The sequence below is a fragment of the Neobacillus sp. S1227 genome (assembly GCF_055385255.1).
Map to the genome: position 1 here is coordinate 1,517,749 of NZ_AP038276.1, position 15,007 is coordinate 1,532,755.

27 protein-coding genes are annotated in these 15,007 nt (G+C 38.3%); all 27 read left to right on the forward strand.

The genetic code is table 11. The features are described 5' to 3' along the window. Nucleotides 1–20: 20 nt before the first annotated feature. The 27 genes from ACZ5AE_RS07750 (at nucleotide 21) to ACZ5AE_RS07880 (ending at nucleotide 14,940) form a co-directional block, all read left to right on the forward strand. On the forward strand, nucleotides 21–737 hold the full coding sequence (locus ACZ5AE_RS07750; protein WP_464571024.1) for a hypothetical protein: 717 nt from the start codon (nucleotides 21–23) through the stop codon (nucleotides 735–737). A 56-nt stretch (nucleotides 738–793) separates the two neighbouring features. Next, nucleotides 794–1,327: a dUTP diphosphatase gene (locus ACZ5AE_RS07755; RefSeq protein ID WP_464571026.1), complete on the forward strand. Its 534-nt coding sequence runs from the start codon at nucleotides 794–796 to the stop codon at nucleotides 1,325–1,327. A gap of 17 nt (nucleotides 1,328–1,344) precedes the next feature. Then, the gene (locus ACZ5AE_RS07760; protein WP_464571028.1) at nucleotides 1,345–1,470 is read left to right on the forward strand and encodes a hypothetical protein; all 126 of its coding nucleotides are present in this window, start codon (nucleotides 1,345–1,347) and stop codon (nucleotides 1,468–1,470) included. A 541-nt stretch (nucleotides 1,471–2,011) separates the two neighbouring features. After that, nucleotides 2,012–2,536: a DUF5651 domain-containing protein gene (locus ACZ5AE_RS07765; RefSeq protein WP_464571030.1), complete on the forward strand. Its 525-nt coding sequence runs from the start codon at nucleotides 2,012–2,014 to the stop codon at nucleotides 2,534–2,536. Nucleotides 2,537–2,701: 165 nt separating this feature from the next. After that, the gene (locus ACZ5AE_RS07770; RefSeq protein ID WP_464571032.1) at nucleotides 2,702–3,037 is read left to right on the forward strand and encodes a YopX family protein; all 336 of its coding nucleotides are present in this window, start codon (nucleotides 2,702–2,704) and stop codon (nucleotides 3,035–3,037) included. Nucleotides 3,038–3,047: 10 nt separating this feature from the next. Beyond that, nucleotides 3,048–3,512, forward strand: a complete 465-nt coding sequence (locus ACZ5AE_RS07775; RefSeq protein WP_464571034.1) for a hypothetical protein — start codon at nucleotides 3,048–3,050, stop codon at nucleotides 3,510–3,512. Nucleotides 3,513–3,575: 63 nt separating this feature from the next. Further along, nucleotides 3,576–3,746: a hypothetical protein gene (locus ACZ5AE_RS07780; RefSeq protein WP_464571036.1), complete on the forward strand. Its 171-nt coding sequence runs from the start codon at nucleotides 3,576–3,578 to the stop codon at nucleotides 3,744–3,746. Between the two features lie 37 nt (nucleotides 3,747–3,783). After that, nucleotides 3,784–4,029, forward strand: coding sequence for a hypothetical protein (locus ACZ5AE_RS07785; RefSeq protein WP_464571038.1), 246 nt, complete (start codon nucleotides 3,784–3,786; stop codon nucleotides 4,027–4,029). 2 nt (nucleotides 4,030–4,031) lie between these two features. Continuing rightward, nucleotides 4,032–4,289, forward strand: a complete 258-nt coding sequence (locus ACZ5AE_RS07790; RefSeq protein WP_464571040.1) for a DUF3310 domain-containing protein — start codon at nucleotides 4,032–4,034, stop codon at nucleotides 4,287–4,289. Continuing rightward, entirely contained in the window at nucleotides 4,282–4,509 is a 228-nt protein-coding gene (locus ACZ5AE_RS07795) for a hypothetical protein (protein ID WP_464571042.1), read from the forward strand. Before ACZ5AE_RS07790 ends, ACZ5AE_RS07795 begins: the two co-directional genes overlap by 8 nt. A gap of 20 nt (nucleotides 4,510–4,529) precedes the next feature. After that, nucleotides 4,530–4,913 carry an ArpU family phage packaging/lysis transcriptional regulator gene (locus tag ACZ5AE_RS07800; protein ID WP_464571044.1) on the forward strand — a complete coding sequence of 128 codons (384 nt, stop codon included), beginning with the start codon at nucleotides 4,530–4,532 and terminating at the stop codon, nucleotides 4,911–4,913. A 389-nt stretch (nucleotides 4,914–5,302) separates the two neighbouring features. Next, a complete protein-coding gene (locus ACZ5AE_RS07805; RefSeq protein WP_464571046.1) occupies nucleotides 5,303–5,845 on the forward strand; it encodes a site-specific integrase in 543 nt (180 codons plus the stop codon). A 251-nt stretch (nucleotides 5,846–6,096) separates the two neighbouring features. Continuing rightward, the gene (locus ACZ5AE_RS07810) at nucleotides 6,097–6,258 is read left to right on the forward strand and encodes a hypothetical protein (protein WP_464571048.1); all 162 of its coding nucleotides are present in this window, start codon (nucleotides 6,097–6,099) and stop codon (nucleotides 6,256–6,258) included. Beyond that, complete coding sequence (locus ACZ5AE_RS07815; protein ID WP_464571050.1) at nucleotides 6,255–6,665, forward strand: hypothetical protein; 411 nt, start codon at nucleotides 6,255–6,257, stop codon at nucleotides 6,663–6,665. The genes ACZ5AE_RS07810 and ACZ5AE_RS07815 overlap by 4 nt, the downstream gene beginning before the upstream one ends. Nucleotides 6,666–6,667: 2 nt before the next feature. Beyond that, on the forward strand, nucleotides 6,668–6,982 hold the full coding sequence (locus ACZ5AE_RS07820; protein WP_464571052.1) for an HNH endonuclease: 315 nt from the start codon (nucleotides 6,668–6,670) through the stop codon (nucleotides 6,980–6,982). A 113-nt stretch (nucleotides 6,983–7,095) separates the two neighbouring features. Then, nucleotides 7,096–7,413, forward strand: coding sequence for a P27 family phage terminase small subunit (locus ACZ5AE_RS07825; protein WP_464571054.1), 318 nt, complete (start codon nucleotides 7,096–7,098; stop codon nucleotides 7,411–7,413). Then, nucleotides 7,397–9,049: a terminase TerL endonuclease subunit gene (locus ACZ5AE_RS07830; protein ID WP_464571056.1), complete on the forward strand. Its 1,653-nt coding sequence runs from the start codon at nucleotides 7,397–7,399 to the stop codon at nucleotides 9,047–9,049. The genes ACZ5AE_RS07825 and ACZ5AE_RS07830 overlap by 17 nt, the downstream gene beginning before the upstream one ends. 15 nt (nucleotides 9,050–9,064) lie before the next feature. Continuing rightward, nucleotides 9,065–10,231: a phage portal protein gene (locus tag ACZ5AE_RS07835; RefSeq protein WP_464571058.1), complete on the forward strand. Its 1,167-nt coding sequence runs from the start codon at nucleotides 9,065–9,067 to the stop codon at nucleotides 10,229–10,231. Further along, entirely contained in the window at nucleotides 10,228–10,935 is a 708-nt protein-coding gene (locus ACZ5AE_RS07840) for a head maturation protease, ClpP-related (protein WP_464571060.1), read from the forward strand. Before ACZ5AE_RS07835 ends, ACZ5AE_RS07840 begins: the two co-directional genes overlap by 4 nt. Next, nucleotides 10,935–12,086, forward strand: coding sequence for a phage major capsid protein (locus tag ACZ5AE_RS07845; RefSeq protein ID WP_464571062.1), 1,152 nt, complete (start codon nucleotides 10,935–10,937; stop codon nucleotides 12,084–12,086). The genes ACZ5AE_RS07840 and ACZ5AE_RS07845 overlap by 1 nt, the downstream gene beginning before the upstream one ends. A 13-nt stretch (nucleotides 12,087–12,099) precedes the next feature. Then, entirely contained in the window at nucleotides 12,100–12,405 is a 306-nt protein-coding gene (locus tag ACZ5AE_RS07850; RefSeq protein ID WP_464571064.1) for a hypothetical protein, read from the forward strand. A gap of 9 nt (nucleotides 12,406–12,414) precedes the next feature. Continuing rightward, on the forward strand, nucleotides 12,415–12,711 hold the full coding sequence (locus tag ACZ5AE_RS07855; protein ID WP_464571066.1) for a phage head-tail connector protein: 297 nt from the start codon (nucleotides 12,415–12,417) through the stop codon (nucleotides 12,709–12,711). Beyond that, nucleotides 12,695–13,045 (forward strand): phage head closure protein, encoded by a 351-nt coding sequence (locus tag ACZ5AE_RS07860; RefSeq protein ID WP_464571068.1) that lies wholly within the window; start codon nucleotides 12,695–12,697, stop codon nucleotides 13,043–13,045. Before ACZ5AE_RS07855 ends, ACZ5AE_RS07860 begins: the two co-directional genes overlap by 17 nt. Beyond that, nucleotides 13,038–13,442 (forward strand): hypothetical protein, encoded by a 405-nt coding sequence (locus ACZ5AE_RS07865; protein WP_464571070.1) that lies wholly within the window; start codon nucleotides 13,038–13,040, stop codon nucleotides 13,440–13,442. The genes ACZ5AE_RS07860 and ACZ5AE_RS07865 overlap by 8 nt, the downstream gene beginning before the upstream one ends. Before the next feature lie 58 nt (nucleotides 13,443–13,500). Beyond that, nucleotides 13,501–13,860, forward strand: coding sequence for a hypothetical protein (locus tag ACZ5AE_RS07870; protein ID WP_464571072.1), 360 nt, complete (start codon nucleotides 13,501–13,503; stop codon nucleotides 13,858–13,860). Continuing rightward, nucleotides 13,857–14,441 carry a phage tail protein gene (locus ACZ5AE_RS07875; protein WP_464571074.1) on the forward strand — a complete coding sequence of 195 codons (585 nt, stop codon included), beginning with the start codon at nucleotides 13,857–13,859 and terminating at the stop codon, nucleotides 14,439–14,441. The genes ACZ5AE_RS07870 and ACZ5AE_RS07875 overlap by 4 nt, the downstream gene beginning before the upstream one ends. Before the next feature lie 16 nt (nucleotides 14,442–14,457). Beyond that, nucleotides 14,458–14,940, forward strand: coding sequence for a hypothetical protein (locus tag ACZ5AE_RS07880; RefSeq protein WP_464571076.1), 483 nt, complete (start codon nucleotides 14,458–14,460; stop codon nucleotides 14,938–14,940). Nucleotides 14,941–15,007 lie beyond the last annotated feature (67 nt).

A 15,007-nucleotide genomic window follows, 5' to 3' on the forward strand; every position in this document is an offset into this window, starting at 1 on the left:
TATAAATCGGAGGATGGAAAATGATTAAAGAAGCCCTGCAGTATTTAATTCAATTAGGAAGTGTGGAAACCTTTGGTATTGGTGAATCTACCTACTCAAGTCAAAAACTTCATCTGGTTAATGAGCTCACTCCTGATACATTACAAGTTCGTAGTCTTTCAGGATTAGTAGATTACTTGATTTCAGGATTTGATGGGGACCAACTAAGCGAACAGAAGATGATCCATATTGTAAGCCCAACGGAAGTCATAGCATTTAGCACCTTTAACCGGGATTACCAGCGAAATGAATACATCAAAGCTTCAGCGATGCTTCCGGCCTTTTCGTTTGATAGGTGGTACGACTCGGAAGAATTCAATATCAAATTGCAATCAGCCTTTGTCAAAAATGATGATCGGGATATCATGCTGCAGGTAGTCGGCAATATTCGGGAAGAAAACGTGCGTCAAGTGGGCGATGATGGTATATCCCAAGCTGTTCAAGCTAAAGTTGGAGTCGCCACAGTAGCAACGGTTCAAGTTCCAAATCCTGTTGTATTAGCACCATTTAGAACTTTTGTCGAAGTAGATCAGCCTGAAAGTGAATTTATTTTCCGAATGCAAAACGGCCCGCGTTGTGCGCTGTTCGAAGCGGACGGAGGAGCTTGGAAGTTAAGGTCAATGAGAAATATCAAAGAATTTTTACAAGCTGCTTTGGAATCAGAAATCGAGGACGGAAAGATTGTCATTATTGCTTAATTGAATATGGGGATAGCGCAAATGCTGTCCCCTTTTTAGAAAAAGGAGAGAGTCAATTGGATTTTGCAAAATTATTTGAAATACAAAAGAATCTTATGGATCGGATTGAAAAGGAGCATCCTCCAATACCTGGTGAGGATAGATTTCAAAAAAGATTAGTAGGATTATTAACTGAAGTTGGTGAGTGCGCCAATGAATGGAGAGGTTTCAAGTTTTGGAGTGTTAACCAGCTACCTCACACATCGGCAGTTAGAGTTCCTTGCATGATGGATGAAGATAAGGAGTTTTATAATCCTTTGCTCGAAGAGTACGTGGACGGTCTTCATTTTGTTTTAGAAATAGGAATTATTCTTAATGCTACGTTCCATGCTGACGAAATAGAAATTTTCAAAGCCAGGTCAATAGAGTATCAATTTATAAAGGTTTATAGAGAGATTACAAATGTTTGGATGGAAGAAGCGTTTTATTGGGATTTATTAAATACTTACGTAGGTCTAGGAGAAATGCTAGGGTTCACTTGGGAAGAAATTGAACAAGCCTATCTTGAAAAGAATGCCGTGAACCATCAGCGCCAGGACCAAGGATATTAAAAAAGGTGGCATGGAAGATGAAATTAGTCAGCTGCAGTCAATGCCATAATGTATTGCCCATGAAAAAGACTGTCGTGATAGAACAAAAAAGAGTTTGCCATGAGTGTAAGAAAAAGAATAGCAAGGTAGCTAATCGTTATTAAGATGACTCAACTAGATTATCACCTGTGCAAATCAAATTCCGAGGTGATTGAAAGTGTCGAAATTATGTATTGAATGCAAAGAGCGCCCAGCTCGTTATTGGAGTAGTTCTTTTTGTGAGGAGTGTTTCCGAGAATTGCTTCACGAAAAACTTGAGGAAGACAACAAATTAAAAACAGCAGCTGTTAAGAAGGGAACCGTATGAGCGTAAAATGTGGAAAATGTGGTGGCCAGGCATTTGTCGTAAAGAAGGAGAAAAAAGAGGTAAAGCTACAGTGCTTGGATTGCAAAGTCACTTGGATGGCTGAATCCCAAATTTGTCCAAGATGCAAAAGGCCGAATGGTTACGCAGTAAAAGGAGTCTGTGCACAGTGCTATTCGCAGTTTTATTATTCGAAGTAATGAATGGTGACTGGAGGGTGAAATAATGGCCAACAAAACAAAGCAGAAAAAACGGTTAAAGAAGGCGATAAAGCGCCGGGAAAAGGATCATCTAAAAAGGTGCTGGAGAAATATCTGGGTGAAAGATGGGATTTTAAAGCCATGAAAGATTATCTAAATAAATTTGAGACAAATCAATTTATGGTCATGAATTCCGTATTGCAATCGGTTCTGGGGATTAATAACGCCGGTGTTGATGGTCCAAAGTTCAAGAGCATGAGGGAGGATTGGGCAAAAAGAGGAAACCTCACCAAAGAAGAACACAGGAGCTTAAAAATGGCAGAGACGTATATGGAGAAGTTTGTCATGTCCGTCTATAACCGGTTAAGTCCCAAAGAGCAGGAAAAAATTCAAAAGAAATTGTTCAAATATGCTTTCCAATTGGTTGATGATTATACCTTTCAAAAAATGAGTCGGGATGCCCAGGATAAAATCCAAAACGCAGTAATGCCTCGCCAGCAGTTTTATGACTGGTGCTCGGAGATTATGGCAGTAAAGTGTAACGGCTGCACAAAAGATTGGAACACCTGCGATCTGCATACAGTGTTTGAAGATAACTTTGTCCCTGAATCCGGCTTTGATTGCAAGAACTGTAAATTTGCTTATCATCCGGTTGATGTGAAGTAAATAAAAAACCGCGCTGTGGAGCCAGCACGGGTTTAAGGATGGGGCTGGGGGCGATCAGTCCCATCTGTAGACTAGCATGATAGCAAACCATTGTAAATAAATGTCGGAAAATGTCATTGAATAGACATAGTTGACACCAAAAGCGACGTAAAGGAGATTGTGAAAATGAGGGAATTAAAATTCAGAATGTACGCTTTAGATATTCAGAAAATGTTTGAAATGGACAGATTACATTTACCTTGTACAACCGAACCAAACCCGGCAAGCGTTTATATGCAATACACAGGATTAAAGGATAAAAACGGTAAGGAAATTTATGAAGGTGATGTCCTTAAAGATGAGTTTGGTCTTGGTGAAGTTAAATGGATTCAAGAACACTGTTCGTTTGTGATTTACGTTCCTGAAAAGGGCTATTACTTTTTAGAATCTGGTGATGCTCAATCACTGAAAAGTTCAGAAGTATTAGGGAATATTTACGAAAATCCCGAATGGGAAGTTTAAGGAGGTCTATATGAATCTTGACCATATTAAAAAGCAATTTGAAATGGTTAAAAATGCTGGAACATTTGTTATCACGACGGAAACAGTTAGAGAGTTAATTGAGGAAGTGGAACACCTACAGTTTGAAAATGACATAATCAGACGGAATCGCACCACACAAGAACGCAAAGATTTTAACCGTATCAAACAATTGGAAGAAGAAATAAAAACACTGAAATCTCTTGCCCAATTGAAGAACGAAGAGGTTAGAAAGGCAAAAATAGACTTTGAAATGACTTACTCTGATTACCAAAGGCTTGGTAAAAAAAAATACGCTTATGAACGTGATATAAGAGTTCCGCGATTAGAAAATCTTATAGAACGGTATGAAAAAGCCTTAATTGAAATTATCGAAACGGAAAAAAGACTCGAAATAAAAACTGTTTCTGATATTGCTGAAAAAGTACTAGAAGAATATCGAGTTGAACGTGAATAGAATTTTCACAAACTCAAAAATAATTTCGTCACAATTCGATTCAATTGCGAAGGAGTAAGATTAATGAATTTTTATCAAGCAACTAAAAAATTTCTAGAGGATGAAGGATATGAACTTCTAGGATTTGAAGGTGGTTTGGTTTTTTATAAAGAAAAGAGTGGTAAGGTTTGGGGTTCAAGAGAAGATGCTATTGCAAAACACATGATTGAAAAAGGTTATTGGGGTAAGTCGTAGTTAAAGGAAATTTATGAAATAAAGAGGGAGGGGCAATATGGCCAACCCTAATCCATACAAAAATTATGAAGTCCATCCACTAGTCGAACAGGCGTTTAAAGAAGGCGACTTTGAATATATCAGAACAAGGATGCAATTTTTACTGCATCGATCTAGAAAGTTCGAGGACTGTTACAACCGAGAATACCAGAGAAACTTGAAACTTAGAAAAATATTAGAATCTCACGGGATTGAGTATGAACTTGAGTTTTACAAGGAAAGAAATCCATACAAAGGAGAATGAATATGGACAGTTGTTTAGACAAACATACTCATAAGTCGATTGATATCGTTAATAAACCACCTCATTATCATAAAGGCAGTATAGATGTAATTGGGTATCTGGAACAACATTTTCCTGATCGCAAGTATACTGTTGCTGAGGGTTTTGCAATCGGAAATGCCATTAAGTACATTTCAAGGCACAAAGAAAAAGGCGGCATTGACGACCTCCAGAAAGCTAAAAATTATATCGACAAATTGATTGGGTATGCAAATGAATAAAATTTATCGTCCAGTCGTTATCACCCGTCAGCATAAACATGAAGCTGAACAAGCAATAGCAGATTTAAAAGAGAGAGGATATGAAATCGTGTATCCTCTTACCCAATTAAAAAACGACGGAAAAAGATTTACCAGGGATAGCTATAATCGAAAAGTGTTTCAAGAAAATATTGAAAGCAGCTGCTGGGTAGCTAAACTTAAAAAAGTGGAAAATGGATAAGTCATCATGGGAGGGATAAGTTGTTGAGTGCACAATTATCTTTCTTTCCGGATGTGAATGAAAAAGAAATTCGGTCAATTGTCGTTAAGGAATTGATAAAATATAAAGCTCTTAAAATCCAGATGGAAAACAAAAAGGAAATGAAAGAAAAGGGGATAAGCAGTTTATTTCCCAAACTTTTGCCGAACGATTTGGAAAATGAGCTTAAGGTCATTCAAATGGATAGGGCGTTGCAAAACAGCTTAGATCCTATCGAACGAAGAATAATTGAATTAAAATATCTCAGTCCGGAAAGGCAAAATGATTTAAATATATATCTTGAGTTAGGATTGCAAAAGACTCAGTACTACGAGAAGAAAAAGATGGCGATATTTATGCTTGCCTCTTCATTAGGAATAATTTAAGGATAAAAAACGGAGAAATTCCGAACAAAATCAGGACAAAAAAGGTGCCAAAATTGGTGCCTTTTTTTATTGTCGAAATTTGTACGATTGTTTTAGAAGAAAATTTTGGGAGAAGCATCTTTCCCTTATCAATGATGTACTCGAACGATTTCTGCAAGACGATGAAGTGTCCTTGGTTAACGAGGGGAGGACATGGAGTCCCAAGCGCGGCTGGCAAAGAGGGTTCTGAAAGGAACTAGCGACCGAATCGAGCGGGGATTTTTTGAAATCACTATGACTAGTGTGATTTCTCGATCTCAGCCGACTCTCGGAGCATTGGGAAATATATTCTAATTAGCAATTAGCATAAGGTGGTGTTTATTCTAAATAATGATGAGAGGTGAAAACTAATGAATTTAGTTCAGCCTATTAGGGAAAAGGAATTAATCCAGGATATAAAAAAATGGTTGAAGGCAAGAAGCGACAGGAATTATATCCTTTTTCTTTTTGGAATTAACACCGGTATGAGAATTTCAGATATTTTAAAGCTTCGAGTGAAAGATGTCGAAGGATGGAGCGTCTTTGTCCGTGAGGGAAAAACGAAAAAGACCAAGGAAGTCAGGATGCCACCAGAGCTAAAAAAAGCTGTTAGAGAATATTGCAAAGATAAGCCTAAGAATGAATACCTTTTTAGGAGCAGGGAAGGCAAAAACAAACCTATTACTCGAGGCATGGCCTATGTCATCCTCCAAGAAATAGCCGATGAATTCAACCTCGAACGAATCGGGACCCATTCATTTAGAAAAACCTATGGTTATCATCACTATAAACAATTCAAGGATGTTGCCGTCCTGCAGCAAATGCTAAACCATAGTGATCCAAAAATAACACTTCGATACATCGGAATTACCCAGGACAATTTAAATAATTATCAATCTAAATTAAAAATATAGGAAAACTTGGAATTTATTTTTTTGAAATCAATTAGCTACAAAAATGGTAGTGTCTAATTCGTTTGTAGACGCTCAGGAAAGCCTTGTGGTGACTTTGTTTTTTGAGAGATAGCGAGTTATACAGAATATGGTTTGTAGCTAATTCATAGTGTATAATTCAGCCTCTGATTGGGTTAAAAACATGCGAATATACATCAAAAAATGAGCATCCAAAAGGGGTGTTTTTTTATTTTGCCTGAGAGGGTGATGTGATGAGAATTGCTGACCAGTTATCCGATGAACAAATAAAGCAGCTAGAGAATATAAAGTCACCTAAGAAAAAGAAGAAAAAGGAACATGTTAATTGGAAAGAAATAATGGGAATGAACCGTGATATCTATACACGAAAGAACGGAGCGGTGAGAAGGAAATGACATCAAACATACAATATGAATGTCTAGATGAACACTGCAGAACAGTTATTGTATATGCCAACGGAAAATATTTAGATGGACGTAGTTGTCCAAGATGTAAAGGCCCAATTGTACCTACTCCTTTCGTAGAACTTGTCAGCAAGACCAATGAGGATGCGACACTTGCTGTTTATCAATGTTTATGCTGCAACCATAGCGAACGCGTAAGAGGGAAGAAGGAAGATTATTCAGAAGTAAAGGTCTGTCCAAGATGTAATGGAGCATTTGTAGACGCCTGGAAGATTGCTCAATATAAACAAGTCAAACCAACAATACCTAAACCTAAGCCTAATGTTATAAATATCACTGTGGAGTTAGACGGTAAACAAATAGCTCAATTCATTAACAGTAGTATAGGAATGATTTAGATATGGATACACAGGACATCATTAAGCTAATTCAAACAGATAACCTAATGAAGTTCTACAAAGGCAGAGATTGGATGTCTTTAAGAATGGAAGCTTTAAGACGTGATAGATACGAATGCCAGAGCTGTAGGAGTCGTGGCAAGTATCGTAAAGCTGACTGCGTTCACCATATTGAAGAAGTAAAGCAAAGACCTGACTTGGCATTAACCTTGGACAACCTTAAAAGTCTTTGTAATACTTGCCACAATGAAGAGCATGATCGCTTAGACAAGATTAAAAATAAACAAAAGCCTTTCATGAATGAAGAACGTTGGTAAATATAACACCCCCCGGGTCAAAAGTTTTGGCATTTTAAGGGGAAACATTCAACGGGTAAGGGTTAGTCGGCGATAATATTTTTCCATTTTTTAAAGTTGAAGGGGGGGTACCAGTGACAAAACTATCCAAACGAGCACAAATTAAAGATGATTTGTTACAACAATTGGAAAATGCAGGACTGTTCGGAATGCACTATGTTGACCTGGTTGATAAATATATGGTCATGTGGGACGCTGCCAAAGACTTGGAGAAAGATTGGAAAAAACATGGTCGTATGATGGAATGGAACAATGGCGGCGGTCAAAAAGGAATCAAACCAAACCCAGCTGGAAAAGAGTATAGGGAAACCAATAAACGCATGACTGAGCTATTGAAAACACTGGGTCTTAAGAATCCAAGTGGTGATGGCGACGATGAAGAGGACGTATAGGTACCATCCTTTTATAGACGACTACATTCGAATGATTGAAAGTGGAGAAATTAAAGCCTGTCAGGAACAATGGCAGCTAATTGATTTTGTGAAATGGAAACTAGATCAACCTGGCGTGATTATTGATGCTGAAGCCATTGAAAAATCGGTTGAAGTACCAGCCAAATATTTCCCTTTTGAATTATTCGCGTGGGAGCGTTTTTGCAATGCGTTTATTTATGGGGTTCGTTACGAGGACGGCACCCTAATGTTCAATCGTTATCTAATCGAAATTGGTCGTGGTGCAGGTAAAAACGGATACATCTCCTATAACAGCTTTTACATGACGACTGGACATCACGGCATCAAGAATTATGATATTGATATCGTGGCCACATCAGAAAGCCAAGCCAAAACTTCATTTGAAGATGTTTATAACGTTTTGGATGAGCCTAAACATGCAAAGAAAACGAAAAAGGTTTTTTATTGGTCGAAGATACTGATCCAGCACCGGAAGACGAAATCGAAACTTGAATACAATACTTCTAATGCCAGGACGAAAGATGGTAAACGGAGCGGAGCAATTATTTTCGATGAGGTTCATGAATATGAGGACTACAGAAACATTAAAGTTTTTACATCCGGCCTTGGAAAGAAAAAGGATCCACGTACTTTCTATATCACAACGGACGGATATGTCCGCGGCGGTGTACTTGATGATTTAAAAGAAGAGGCCAGGATGGTCTTGAACAAAGAACTTCCTAATTCTCGATTGTTTCCATTTATCTGCAAATTGGATAAACCAGAGGAAGTCGAGGATGAATCGAATTGGGAAAAGGCTAATCCTTCATACCGGTTTAATACTCACCTGCAACAAGAAATGAAACAAGAATACCATGATATGCAATTTAATGCTGCACTCCGTATTGAGTTTATGACTAAGCGCATGAATTCGCCCGTGGAAGATTCCCGAAAAGAAATCGCCACTTATGAGGACAGACTTGCAACGGAACAACCGATTCCTGAGAACTTAAACGGCGTGGATGCTATCGGCGGTGTAGACTTTGCGCAAATACGCGATTTTTGTTCAGTAGGTGTTTTTGCAAAAGCTGATGGAAAACGATTTTGGTTACAACATACTTTCATGCACCATTCGGCCCCGAAACTACAGGACATTAATCCGGAAATTATCCAGTTGGCTAAAGAAAAAGGATTGTTAACAGTTGTCTACGATGAGTCAATTAGTGCACATCATGTAGTAGATTGGTTTGTCATGATGAATAAGCAATATCGAATTTTAAAAATAAGTATGGACCTTTATCGTTCATCTATTTTAAAAGAACCATTAGAAGCTGCAGGATTTGAAGTGGCTATAGTACGCAGAGGTCCGGCTACTCACAGTATGCTTGCCCCATTAGTTGAGGAAATGTTTGTGAAGCGTACCATTGTTTTTGGTGATGATCCTCTTATGCGCTGGTATGTGGGTAATGTGTACAAAGAAGAAAAAGGGAACGGTAACATCGAGTATAAGAAAATCGATAAAGAGAAGCGAAAGACCGATGGTTTTTTCGCTTTTTTACATGCACTTAATCACGATTCTGAATTAAAAGAACGTTCTCCTATTAAGCCTGGGATGTTTAAAGCTAGAACCTACTAGAAGGGCGGTGAAAGATTGGGATTCTTTAATTGGATTAAAGGTTTCTTTGATACTGATGGCATATGGAAACTGAAGGACGATATTTTTTTGCTGGAAGCTCAGGTTCATTATAAGAATTTAGCTATTGAAACCTGCATTAGTTTGATAGCTAATACACTCTCTCAATGTGAATTCAGGACATACGAAAAAGGGGTGGAGAAACGCGGGGAAAATTATTATTTATTGAATGTTTCTCCCAATCAGAATCAAAATGCTACTGAGTTTATGCAAAGCCTGGTCAGCCATCTTATTAAAGATAATGAAGTGCTGGTCATTATGCAAAACGATAAGCTATATGTAGCTGATGATTTTGTAACTGAAGAGTCTGCTTTGAATGATAATCGGTACAAGAATGTAAAGGTTAAAAATCTAACGTTTGACAAAACATTTTACGAATCAGAAGTCCTCCATATGAAACTGAATGATGAAGATATCAAGTCAGTTATTAACAGTTTGTATGATGACTTTGGAAAATTGATTACTTCTTCCATGAATATTTATAAGCGCTCAAACGCTAAAAGAGTTGTCTTAGAAGGGGACTTTCTTCGTCCGCAGACAGATGAAGAACAGGCAGCCATTAATGATATGTTTGATAACCAGTTTAAGAATTGGTTTGAAGCAGATAATGCCGGTGCTGTTTTTCAATTGCAGAAGGGCTACACTCTTACCGATTTGAGCGGAAATGGAAAGAGCGGAGCGGCTACACAAAACAGCCGGGATGTCAGGGCGCTAATAGACGACACTTTTGATTTTGTCGCACGTGCCTTTACTGTGCCCCAAGGTTTATTAAAAGGTGATCTCGCTGAGGTAGAAAAGCAGACTGATAATTTTTTAATGTTCCGGATTAAATCTCTAGCAGAATTAATCGCAGATGAATTCAACCGAAAGATTTATACCAAGGAAGAATATTTAAACAGAACGTATATGAAGGTTGATACATCCATGATAAAGATTTTGGATATTGTGGATTTGGCTACTGCTGCGGATAAATTCTTTGCAATAGGAGTTAATAGCATTAATGACAATCTACGAATGCTGGGAAGGGAGACCTTGAATGAGGCATGGGCAAATCAGCGTTTTGTCACGAAAAACTATCAAACTATCGAAAACGTTGAAGCAACGGAAGGAGGTGAGGGAAGGTGAGAAGGTTTAAAAATGAAAATTATAACCATTTGGCATCCATTGGTCACCAGTTTAAAGCTGAAGCAGGAGATGATTCTTCTACGTTAACTATTTATGGTGATATAGGTGAATCATGGTGGGGAGAATCCACGTCCGCTAAGGATATTGAAGCGGCATTAAAGAATGTTGCATCCGATACCATTATCGTACACTTGAACAGCCCAGGTGGGGATGTATTCGACGGAATTGCTATTTATAATCAACTTAAGAATCACTCGGCAAAAGTTGTAGTTATTGTTGATGGGCTGGCGGCATCAGCTGCTTCATTAATTGCCATGGCTGCTGATGAACTAATCATGAATGTTGGCTCCATGTTAATGATTCACGAGGCATCCACTTTTACGTGGGGAACCAAAGCTGATATCAAGAAAACATTGAATGCATTAGAAGGCATTGATAAATCCATTGCCGATATTTACATGACAAGGTTCTCTGGTGAGCGTCTAGAAATTGAAACCATGATTGAAAATGAAACGTGGTTCACTGCCCAAGAAGCGGTAGACACTGGATTGGCCGATAAAGTAAATGAGGTCACTAAAGAGGAACCAGTTGATCCGGAAGAATTTAAAAACAGCGTCCTTGCAAGATTGCGTAATAAAACTCCAGAGCAATTTGCTGCAAGTTCAAATAAAAATCTATTAGCAAGATTCAGGAGGAATGACTAATGACTATTAAAAATCTGGATAAGCCAGTAATTGAAAACAAAGATGAGCAAATCAAATCCATTCAGGAAGTATTCGAAAGCGGCGATGCAAAGGCTGTGGCTGAACGCATTGTAACCAATTTTGAAAACAATATGGTTCACATTCAAACATTGATGAATGACACCATAAAAGAGGCAAAGCGCGCACAAGATGAAAATTGGGATGCTCAAGTATTAGCTGCTCGCGGGGTTCGTGTTCTTACGACTGAAGAAAAGAAATTCTATAATGCTGCCATCGAGGCTCAGTCTTTCGATGAAGTGCAGAAATTAATGCCCCCAACTGTTTTTGAGCGTGTATTTGAGGACCTGGAAAAAGAACATCCGTTATTATCCTTGGTTAACTTCCAGCGTACAGGCGCCACTACTGCTTGGGTGTTAAGGGTACCGGGAACATCAGCAGCATTCTGGGGAGATGTAACTGCAGCTATTCAAGAAATGCTGGATGAAGGTTTCAAAACTATTGAGCAGGGCATGTATAAACTTAGCGGATTCTTAGTTGTTTCCAAAGCAATGTTTGAACTAGGGCCTGAATGGCTAGACCGTTATGTCCGCACATTCATGGCAGAAGTTGTGGCTGATGAATTAGAAACTGCGATTGTCACAGGTGACGGAAATAAAAAGCCGATTGGCATGACTCGTGATCTCAATGGTGCTGTTGTAGGTGGAGCTTATCCAGAAAAAACAAAAGTTGTACTTGCAGATTTCACACCACAAACGATTGGTGAAAAAATCCTTGCACCTACCACTAAGGGCGGTACTCGTCGTTATACCGGAGTTACTTTAATTGTGAATCCATTGGATTATGCAACTAAGTTTTTCCCAATTGGTGCAAAGCAAAAGGATGATGGTTCTTGGACATATGATAACTTTGGTGTTCCTGGATTAACCATTGTTCAGTCTCCTGCGGTACCTTCAAATACTGCGATTTCTGGTCTACCTAAAGATTATTTTATGGGCGTGGCGGCCGAGCAGAAGTTGGAAACAACGGATGTGCTTCGGATGATTGAAGATCAGCGTTTATATTTAGTTCGTCAGCTGGCAAATGGACGTCCACTGGATGCTGATTCTTTCACTGTGTTCGATATCACTAACTTAGGTACCCCTGCCGTATAAGGAGCGATGATATATGCCGAAAGTAATCAGGCGGTTCAGAGATATCAATCATAACGATCATACCTACGAAGAAGGAGACACGTATCCAGCAGAAGGATTTGAAGCCGATGCAGGACGTGTCTCTTTTTTATCTAAGCCACATCCTAAATATGGTGTGGCTTTTCTTTCGATAGAATCAGAGGAAGAGAAAATCACCTCGGAAAACGTGTCTCCTGTCGATTCTGAGCGACTAAATGATGCAAATAATGTAAAACCAAGTGAAACAGAAAAAGTAACTAAAAAGACCAATTCTAAAAAGAAAACATCTACTAAAAAGTAGGTGATATCGATGGATGAACAGTTATTATCTGATCTTAAAGCCCGTCTAAGGATTACGTGGAATGATGAAGATACTGATCTAAATAAAATAATCAGTAGGGCGAAGGCGTACTTGTCTAATTTGACAGGTGCGTCTTTTGATTTTTCAAAGGATGAATGGCCAAAGGAAATTCTCCTTGAGCGTTGCCGATATGTCTATAACAACGCTGCAGACGAGTTTGAAGTTAACTTTCAACCTGAATTGGGTCGTTTAATACTTCTGGTGGCGTTAGGGAAAGTCGGTGCTATAAATGAAACCTTATCGTGAAACCTTTAATGATGGCTTTTTAGAGTATGGACATAAGCAGACACAGAGGTCTTCAACTGGTAAAAGAATTGGTGAATCATTTATTCCGGAAGGAAAATTAGCATATAAAGAAATGTCCTGTCGGGATAGTGATTATCAAATGGCCGGAATAATGGGGGCAAGTTTAGATTTAAAAGTAAAAACACTTTATCCCCCATCTTTCCGTAAAGTGAATAAAAACAAATATAAAGTTCTGATTGACTCCGTGGAATATGACGTAATTAAGGTTGATTCGGATAGTGAGAAAATCTATCTCTATTTTTACTTGCAGGAAGTAGGTGGAATTGGTGAATGAAAAAACTAAACGGTTGATGCAGGAACAAAAAGAGGGAATATTTAATAACCTTCAAATTCAATTCAACCTTCCTGTATTTGAAGATGAGATTGCGGAAGATGAGGAGAAGGCGCTTGATAAAAATGGTTATAACTGTTTTGTCTTCGAAACAAGTGAATTTCAGACCACTCAAGACATTAAAAAACTTCGGCAAAATATTTACGTTTCTTATTATTCCGAAAATCGGGATGATGTGGATGAAACCACAATCGACATTATTTCCACCTTAAGCGCGGTCAAGGGAGTTAACTTTTCAAGCTCCAGAAAAGAACGATTGCAGATGAAGGAAACGGATCGATTCATAGACCGGGTTTCTATCACTTTTACAAGGGTGATTCCAATTGAGTATCAGGTTTGAACTAGATCATAGTGAGATAGAGCGATTGGAGGAAAAAATGAGGCGTCTTCCAGAAAAAATGGAAGAAACCATCAATGAATCTCTTCATACTGATGGTGTGACCATCGCTACTGAAGAAATAACCCAATTAATACCTAATTCACAATGGAAAAATAGAAGCCTTAACAAGGCTCATGCTAAGACAAGCAAGTGGTCAAAAAGTGAAACAAATAATTTAGGTTTCACAATTAAGTCCAAGGGAGGAGCTGCAAACAAAAGAGGCAGCTTTGGATATTTAGTATTCCCAAATGAAGGCCGTGGTCCTTCTAATCCAGTTGAACAACGGTTTATGGAAAGAGGTTTGGCAACAGCTACACCAAAAATTTTAGAAAAGCTACATGAAAAAATAGATAGGACTTTAGAGGAGGTATTTCGATGACAACAGTTATTCAGGAATTTGATGCGGTCTCCATTAAAAATGCAAGTGTTCAATTTTTTAAAAGTGGAACGCAGCAGACCGGTACTAAATTTGGTTTGCTCGGATCCGTTGAAGGCGAAACTGAACTGATCGTAGTTGTGAAAAAAGCTGAAGGTATTGAAGTAAAACGCACGTCGAAACCTACAAAAATGAATATAACCGTTTCCGGCCATGTTCCTGTACAGGTAGCCCGTGATTACTTCGGATTAAAAACAGATGGACTGAAGCCAGGTATTTGGGCATACGGTTCTTTGTCAAAGGGGAACCGATTTGCTTTTACTGCCGACGTTATCGATGATTTTGAAGACGTAAAGAAACTTATTGCTTTTCCTAATTGCACCGATACCTCTGGCTTTAAATTTGCAATTGAAAACGGAGCCGATGAAGTCGCAGCTCTGGAAATTGAATTTACTGCTGTAGTTGATGACTTAGGGAATATTTATTACGAGGCAATTGTTGACGAATTAACTGACACAACAGTAGCAGATCAATGGCATACAAAATTTGATGCTACGCTAGTCGAGGCCGTTCCTGCGCCATAATGGAGGATAGTAATCTATGAAAATTGAAAAAGTCGTATTGAAAGAGTCTGAAATCATAGAGGTTGATGGTCAATATAAGCAAGTTTTCAAAAATCAAAAAACAGTCCCTTGTTTTTTAACAAACTATTGCTTAAAGCGGGGAAAAGATTTAGGGATTTTAAACGGTTCTTTGGTTGCCGATGTTATGAAGCTGTTACCTCTAACAAAGCTAAAATCGGTGGATGATATTGACCCTGAGACATTAAAGGATTTGGATGAGCTTGAAATGATGAAGGTTATCTATGTTGGATGTATAGGAGCAAATATCAATTTTGAATATGATTTCGATGAGTTTGTTTCACTATTCCAGGAATCTTATGAAGATATATTAATTCTCTATTCATCCTTGGTTTCCTCTTTGATAAAAAAAGATCCAAATCAGTTCGCTAATGGGTTAAAAAACAGCACCAAAAATAATAAAAAAAAATTCAATCACCAAAAATCAAAATCGAATGCGTAGAGGATAAATATGTCCTCTACGTTTTAGTTTGTGGGATAGATCACGAAACATTCTGGCATGAACCTAT